Origin of the sequence: Desulfovibrio sp. 1214_IL3152, from assembly GCF_036763055.1 — a bacterium.
In the GTDB taxonomy this organism is placed as follows: domain Bacteria; phylum Desulfobacterota; class Desulfovibrionia; order Desulfovibrionales; family Desulfovibrionaceae; genus Desulfovibrio.
Genome location: NZ_JBAIYW010000086.1, coordinates 1 through 7,530, shown reverse-complemented (window position 1 = coordinate 7,530; position 7,530 = coordinate 1). Strand labels below are relative to the sequence as shown.

Annotated in this window: 5 protein-coding genes; all 5 read left to right on the top strand. The window is 59.6% G+C overall.

What is annotated here, in order from left to right; translation table 11 throughout:
* Positions 1–1,556: thiamine pyrophosphate-dependent enzyme (locus V6C07_RS01665; RefSeq protein WP_333534658.1), on the top strand; the 1,556-nt coding region annotated here is incomplete at its 5' end.
* A gap of 168 nt (positions 1,557–1,724) precedes the next feature.
* Entirely contained in the window at positions 1,725–3,833 is a 2,109-nt protein-coding gene (pta, locus tag V6C07_RS01660) for a phosphate acetyltransferase (RefSeq protein ID WP_333534657.1), read from the top strand.
* A gap of 250 nt (positions 3,834–4,083) precedes the next feature.
* Positions 4,084–5,295: an acetate kinase gene (locus tag V6C07_RS01655; RefSeq protein WP_333534655.1), complete on the top strand. Its 1,212-nt coding sequence runs from the start codon at positions 4,084–4,086 to the stop codon at positions 5,293–5,295.
* 375 nt (positions 5,296–5,670) lie between these two features.
* Positions 5,671–6,831, top strand: coding sequence for a benzoate/H(+) symporter BenE family transporter (locus tag V6C07_RS01650; RefSeq protein WP_333534654.1), 1,161 nt, complete (start codon positions 5,671–5,673; stop codon positions 6,829–6,831).
* 135 nt (positions 6,832–6,966) lie between these two features.
* A complete protein-coding gene (locus V6C07_RS01645) occupies positions 6,967–7,284 on the top strand; it encodes a hypothetical protein (protein ID WP_333534653.1) in 318 nt (105 codons plus the stop codon).
* The last annotated feature ends 246 nt before the right edge of the window (positions 7,285–7,530 follow it).

Genomic DNA, 7,530 nt, shown 5'->3' with positions numbered 1-7,530 from the left:
GTTTCATGCCCCTCGGCACCGCCGCCTGCGAAAAGCGCGGCGTAGCCATTGCCATTCCCGAATGGCAGGTGGAAAACTGCATCCAGTGCTGCCAGTGCTCTTTCGTGTGCCCCCACGCCGCCATCCGCCCCGTGCTGGCTACCGAGGAAGAGCTTGAAGGCGCCCCGGCCGCCTTTGCCACCAAGGACGCCATGGGCAAAGAGCTCAAGGGCCTCAAGTTCCGCATTCAGGTCTACCCTGAAGACTGCCTGGGCTGCGGCTCCTGCGCCGATGTCTGCCCGGCCAAGAACAAGGCCCTGATCATGAAGCCCCTTGAAACCCAGATGGACGAGCAGAAGGCCAACCTGGCCTTTGCGGAAGCCAATGTGAGCCTCAAGGACAAACTGCTGGCCCGCGACACCGTGAAGGGTTCGCAGCTGCAGCAGCCCCTGCATGAATTCTCCGGCGCCTGCGCCGGTTGCGGCGAAACCCCCTATGTCAAGGTGCTCACCCAGCTCTTTGGCGAACGCATGATCGTCGCCAACGCCACGGGCTGCTCCTCCATCTGGGGCGCTTCTTCGCCCACCACGCCGTACTGCACCAACAAGGACGGCTTTGGCCCGGCCTGGGGCAACTCCCTGTTTGAAGACGCCGCCGAATACGGCTGCGGCATGGGCCTTGCGTATGACCAGCGCCGCAACCTGCTGGCCATGAAGATCGAAGAAGCCCTGAAGGAAGAGAACATTCCCTCCGAACTCAAGGAAGCCATGGAAGGCTGGCTTGCCAACAAGGAAGACGCCGAAGGCTCCCGCAAGTACGGCGACATGGTGCTTGCCAACCTTGATTCCTTTGAAAGCCCGCTGGCCCACGAAATCTGGCACATGGACGACCTCTTCACCAAGAAGAGCGTGTGGATCTTCGGCGGCGACGGCTGGGGCTACGACATCGGTTACGGCGGTCTTGACCACGTGCTGGCCACTGGCGACGACATCAACATCCTGCTGATGGACACCGAAGTGTACTCCAACACCGGCGGCCAGTCCTCCAAGGCTACGCCGCTTGGCGCTGTGGCCCAGTTTGCGGCCGCCGGCAAGCGCACCGGCAAAAAAGACCTTGGCCGCATGGCCATGACCTACGGCTATGTGTACGTGGCCTCCATCGCCATGGGCGCCGACAAGCAGCAGACCCTCAAGGCCTTCCGCGAAGCCGAAGCCTACAAAGGCCCCTCGCTTATCATCGCCTACGCTCCCTGCATCAACCAGGGCCTGCGCAAGGGCATGGGCAAGAGCCAGGAAGAATCCAAGCTGGCCGTGCAGACCGGCTACTGGCCCCTGTACCGCTACCATCCCGAGCTTGCCAAGGAAAAGAAAAACCCCTTCCAGCTCGACTGCAAGGCTCCCAGCGTGGACATTCAGGAATTCCTGGGCGGCGAAACCCGCTTTGCCTCGCTGGAAAAAACCAACCCCGAAGCTTCCAAGCAACTGCGCGCGGACCTGGCTGCTGCCTACGCCGAGCGCTACGCTCTGCTGAAGCAGCTGGCCGACCTCCCCTACCCGGACGCCAGCGAAGTCAAGTAGGGAACTGACGAATGAATGCCGCGCCCGCCACCAGGCAAGCCTCCCCTCCGGGGGCTTCAGGCGGCGGGCGCGGTTGTTGCCGTATAACTGAGGCCGGGGCGCGGGTGAAGGCCCGCGCCCTTTTCGCGTTATCCTGCCAGCCTGCCCGGAAAAAATCAGGGGAAGCTTATGTACAACGGACTTTATATCACGGCCACCGGCCCGATGACGGGCAAAAGCGCCATTGCCCTGGGAGCCATGCAGCTGCTCAGCCGCAGCATGCGCAAGGTGGCTTTTTTCCGTCCCATCATCAACGAACCGCTATGGGACGACCGTGACCCCGACATCAACCTGATGCTTGAATACTTCAAGATCAATATCGACTACAGCGACACCTTTGCCTACACCCAGCGCGAGGCGCGCCAGATCATCAATCAGGGTTCGCGCAACCTGCTCATTGAAAACATCATCCAGAAATATAAAAAACTGCTGGAAACGTATGATTTCGTGCTGTGCGTGGGTTCGGACTTTCTGGGCAAGGACCCTGTCTTCGAATTCGAGCTGAATGCCGAAATCGCCGCCAACCTGGGTACTCCCGTCATTCTTGTGACCAGCGGGCAAAAATCCACGGCCGAAGACATCCGCGAATCTCTCCAGATCACCATGGACAGTCTGGCCCCCTATTCCCTGGACGTGGTGGCGACCATCATCAACCGCCGCAACCTCACCCAGACGGAACTTGACGAACTGCGCGCCCATTTCAGCACCGAAGACCGCAAGGCCCTCATCTACGCCGTCCCCAACGAGCCTATCATCGGCCAGCCCACCATGGGCGATGTGAAAAAGGGACTGGACGCCGAAGTGCTTTTTGGCGAAGACCGCCTGGACGCCCTGGTGGACGACTACCTTATCGCGGCCATGCATGTAAACAACGTGCTGCACTATATCGCCAAAGACCAGCTTATCGTCACCCCCGGCGACCGCGCCGACGTGCTGCTGGCCGCCATTGCCTCGCGCCTGTCCTCTTCCACGCCGGACATCGCCGGCGTGCTGCTGACCGGCGGCATTCGGCCCGCCCATGAAGTGTGCGAATTCATTCAGGGCTGGACGGCCTCTCCCCTGCCCATCCTGCTGACAAAAGGCCACACCTACAATACCATGCTGGCCCTGCAGGAACTTATCGCTCCCATTGAGCCGGGCAACCTGCGCAAAATCAACACAGTGCTGGGCCTTTTTGAACAGCACGTCAACGGCAAGGACATTGCCAACCGCATCGTGAGCAAGCGCAGTTCGCGCATCACGCCCATGATGTTTGAATTCGAGCTGATCGAGCGGGCCAAGGCCAACAAGATGCGCATCGTGCTGGCCGAAGGCACTGAAGAACGCATTCTGCAGGCCACCGACATTCTGTTGCGCCGCGGCGTGGCCGAAATCACCCTTCTGGGCAATGTGGACGAAATACGCTCCAAGGCCAGCACTCTCGGCCTGGACCTGGAAAGGGCCACCCTTATCGACCCCGTCAATTCGCCCAAGTTTGAAGAATACGCCAACACCTATTACGAACTGCGCAAAAAGAAGGGCATTACGCCGGAGCAGGCCCGCGACACAATGGCCGATTCGACCTATTACGCCACCATGATGGTCAAGCTGGACGATGCCGACGGCATGGTTTCCGGCGCTATCAATACCACGGCCCACACCATTCGCCCGGCTTTTGAATTTGTGAAGACCAAGCCCGGCTTCTCGGTGGTGTCTTCGGTCTTTCTCATGTGCCTCAAGGACCGTGTGCTGGTTTTCGGCGACTGCGCCGTCAACCCCAACCCCACGGCACAGCAGCTTGCAGAAATCGCCATCGCTTCGGCCCATACGGCCGAAGTTTTCGGCATTGAGCCGCGCGTGGCAATGCTTTCATACTCCACCGGCACGTCCGGCAAGGGCGCGGACGTGGACATTGTTGTGGAAGCCACAAAGATCGCCAAAGAAATGGCCCCCAGTCTGGCCCTCGAAGGCCCCCTGCAGTACGATGCCGCCATTGACCCCAGCGTTGCCAAGACAAAAATGCCCGACAGCAAGGTGGCCGGCAAGGCCACGGTCTTCATCTTCCCTGACCTGAACACGGGCAACAACACTTACAAGGCCGTGCAGCGGGCCGCGGGCGCCGTGGCAATCGGGCCGGTGCTTCAGGGGCTGAACAAGCCCGTCAACGACCTGTCGCGCGGCTGCACGGTTCCCGATATCGTGAACACCGTTGCCATCACGGCGGTTCAGGCTGCGGCGGAAAAGGCCGCCGGACGCTAGAGCAGATTAACTTTGAGAATATACATTCTCAAAGTTTAAGGCACGCTCGCTTCAGCGTTTAACCGCGCAAGTAAATTGCGCTTGCATCTTTGCGGCGGGCGACTGCGCGGGCAAACGTCAGCCACCGAGGGGGGGCGTCTGCCTGGACCGTTGCCCATAAGGCTGAGGGCCTACGCCGGAGCCAAAAAACAGTTATCCCGGGGAGGGGAAGCCCCTCCCCCGCATTTCGTCAACAAGGAAAGGAAGACACATGAAAATCCTGGTCATCAACGCGGGCTCCTCGTCCTGCAAGTACCAACTGCTGGAAATGGACACCCACGCCGTTCTCTGCTCCGGCCTTGCCGAACGCATCGGACAGGACGAAGGCCGTCTGACCCACAAGATCGCCCCCGATACGGACAAAGAAGAAAAAATCGTCCAGACCGCGCACTTTCCCACCCATGTGCAGGCGATGGAAATGGTCATCGCCCTGCTCACCGACGCAGCAAAAGGCGTCATCAAGGACAAGAGCGAAATTGCGGGCATCGGCCACCGCGTGCTGCACGGCGGTGAAGCCGTCAGCGACCCCGTGCTGGTGGACGAGCGCGTGAAAAACATCGTGCGTGAATGCGCCGTGCTTGGCCCCCTGCACAACCCCGCCAACCTTATGGGCATTGAAGTGGCTGAAAAGCTCTTCCCCGGTGTGCCCAACGTGGCGGTGTTTGATACGGAATTCGGCATGGGCATGCCCAGGGAAGCCTTCATGTACGCCCTGCCCTACGATCTGTATGAAGATCTGCGCATCCGCCGTTACGGCTTCCACGGCACTTCGCACAAGTACATCGCGGGCGCTACCGCCAAGTACCTCGGCAAGCCCCTGAACGAACTGCGCTCCATCACCATGCACCTTGGCAACGGCTCGTCCATGAGCTGCGTGCGCGACGGCAAATGCTTTGACACCAGCATGGGCCTGACCCCCCTTGAAGGTCTCATCATGGGAACCCGTTGCGGCAGCATCGACCCCGCCATTGTGCCTTTTGTCATGGAAAAGAAGGGCCTTTCCCCCGAGCAGGTGGACACCCTGATGAACAAGCAGTCCGGGCTGCTGGGCCTGTGCGGCCACACCGACATGCGCGACGTGCATGCCGAGGTGGAAAAGGGCAACGAACGTGCCGCCCTGGCGCTCAAGATGCTGGTCCGCAGCATCAAGAAAACCCTTGGCTCTTACTACTTCCTGCTGGACGGCAAGGTGGACGCCCTGGTCTTTACCGCCGGCATCGGCGAAAATGACGACATCGTGCGCGCCCAGGTGTGCGCCGGGCTTGAAAACCTCGGCATCAAGATAGACGCCAGGGAAAACGGAACCCGCAAAGCAGGCGCGCGCGCCATCTCCACGCCCGACAGCTCCATACCCGTGCTCATCATTCCCACCAATGAAGAACTTCAGATCGCCATGGCTACGGTGGAAGTGCTGGGCAAATAAGCCTGCCGCGCCGTAGCCGGCATCCGCGCCGGAATAAGCAGAAGGCCGCTTCAAGGAAGCGGCCTTCTGCTTTCAGGGCCTGTCAAAACAAAGCCGCCCGGTCACGGCTGTTGCGGCAAATTCCCGAAAAGCTTGCCCACCGGTGGCTTTGCCCTGTAAGATTACCCGTTGTCCGCATGTTCTGCGGGCAAGCAAAAGGCCGCCTTCTTTTCCCCTGCCCCGGCGCACTGGTGTTTGACACACGCCAGAAGGCCATGCAGGTCGCCGCAGCCCCGGACGGCCGCAAGCCAAGGCCCTTTATTTGCCTGCCGAGCGCCGCCGGTATACAAGATTTTGGAGAACACAGGGCAAGCCCACACACCTGCGGAGAACCAGTTGAGCCAGTTACAGAGTGATTTTTCCATCACGGCCGTGATCGCGGGTTTTTTGGCGGTCATCGTATCCTATGCCGGTTCCGCCGTGCTTATTTTTCAGGCCGCGCACCTGGCGGGCCTGTCCGACGAACTGACCACATCCTGGATATGGGCGGTATCCGTAGGCAGCGGGCTTACGGGCCTGCTGCTGAGCTGGAAGATGCGCATCCCCGTCATTACCGCATGGTCGACACCGGGCGCGGCCCTGCTGGTATCCATGCTGCCCGGCGTGCCTTTTGCCGAGGCCGTGGGCGCGTATCTGGCAAGCGCGGCCATCATAACCGTCATCGGCATGACCGGTTCGCTGGACATCATCATGCGGCGCATCCCCATTGCCGTCAGCTCAGGCATGTTTGCGGGCATCCTGTTCAGCTTCGGGACAAAAATCTTCACGTCCATACAGGCCGCCCCGCTGCTGGGCCTGAGCATGCTTGGCTGTTTTATCCTGTTCAGGCGGCTGTGTCCGCGCTATGCCGTTGCCGCCGTGCTGGCGCTTGGCGTCGCCATTGCATGGCTCAGCGGCATGATGCATTTCGAGGCCATCCGCTTTTCACTGGCAAAGCCGGTATTCACCGTCCCCCAATGGTCTGCCGCCACCATCATCAGCATCGGCCTGCCGCTGGCCCTGGTGACACTGACGGGCCAGTACATATCGGGTATGGCCGTTTTGCACGCCTCGGGCTATCCGGTGGCGTCCAACGGCATCATGACCGTGACCGGGCTGGCTTCGCTGCTGTTCGCCCCTTTCGGCTCCCACGCCATCAACCTGTCATCCCTGACGGCGGCCATCTGCACTGGCAAGGAGTCGCATGAAAATCCCTCGCGGCGTTATGTGGCAGGTCTGGCCTGTGGCGGGCTGTACGTGCTCATCGGCCTGTGCGGAACCACGCTCACCGCACTTTTCGCGGCCCTGCCCCCGGTGTTTATCGCCGCACTGGCAGGTCTGGCGCTCCTGAGCGCCTTTACCACGGGCTTTTACGGCATCTTCAGAGACAGCGACCATATGGAAGCCGGAATCATAGCTTTTCTCGCCACGGCCTCGGGCATGGAACTGCTCGGACTGGGCGCGCCCTTCTGGGGTCTGGCTTTCGGGGCCGTGGCCTGCCTCATTTTAAAAAAATAGATATCTTATATAATTGCGACACTAAACAAGCGTACATATAGTATTGCGCCGGCTGCCGCATGAAGACCCTTTACCCAAACAACGCAGATACATAATCGGACAAATATTCTCCCCTCCCAAACAATACGGAGTGCCATGCTCCAGAATCACAACAATTCAATATTACTAAATAAAAATCAGATCTTCGGTCTGCTTGCCCTTGTGTTGTTTTTTGTCACGCACAATATTTCTTCTGTTTTCTATCAGATACGCGGCGTCGCGCCCGAGCAGTTTGCCCTGTCTGTCATCGCTTATTATATGGGACTGCTCTGCTCCGCTCTGGCGCTGGACGCGCTGGAACAGCGCACGGCGTGCAGCGCAACGGCCCGTAGTCTTTTGCGCGTCGGCGTGCAGGGCTATGCGGGCAAAAGAGAAGGCGTGACCGGCAGTTTACAGGCGAAGTGGGAGTTTTAGACAGTGTCGTCACGAGCGCCTTTCCCGGTATCTCTGCGTCGAACTTCGCCTTTTATTCCGGTCGAGTGCCATAAGAGTACACTCCCTGCATAAAAGGCTCGTTCTCCTTGATATACCACGGAAATTCATCTCGTGACGACACTGTCTGGAGCAGATTAACTTTGAGAATATACATTCTCAAAGTTTAAGGCACGCTCACTTCGGCGTTTAACCGCGCAGATAAACTGCGCTTACGCCTCCGTAGCG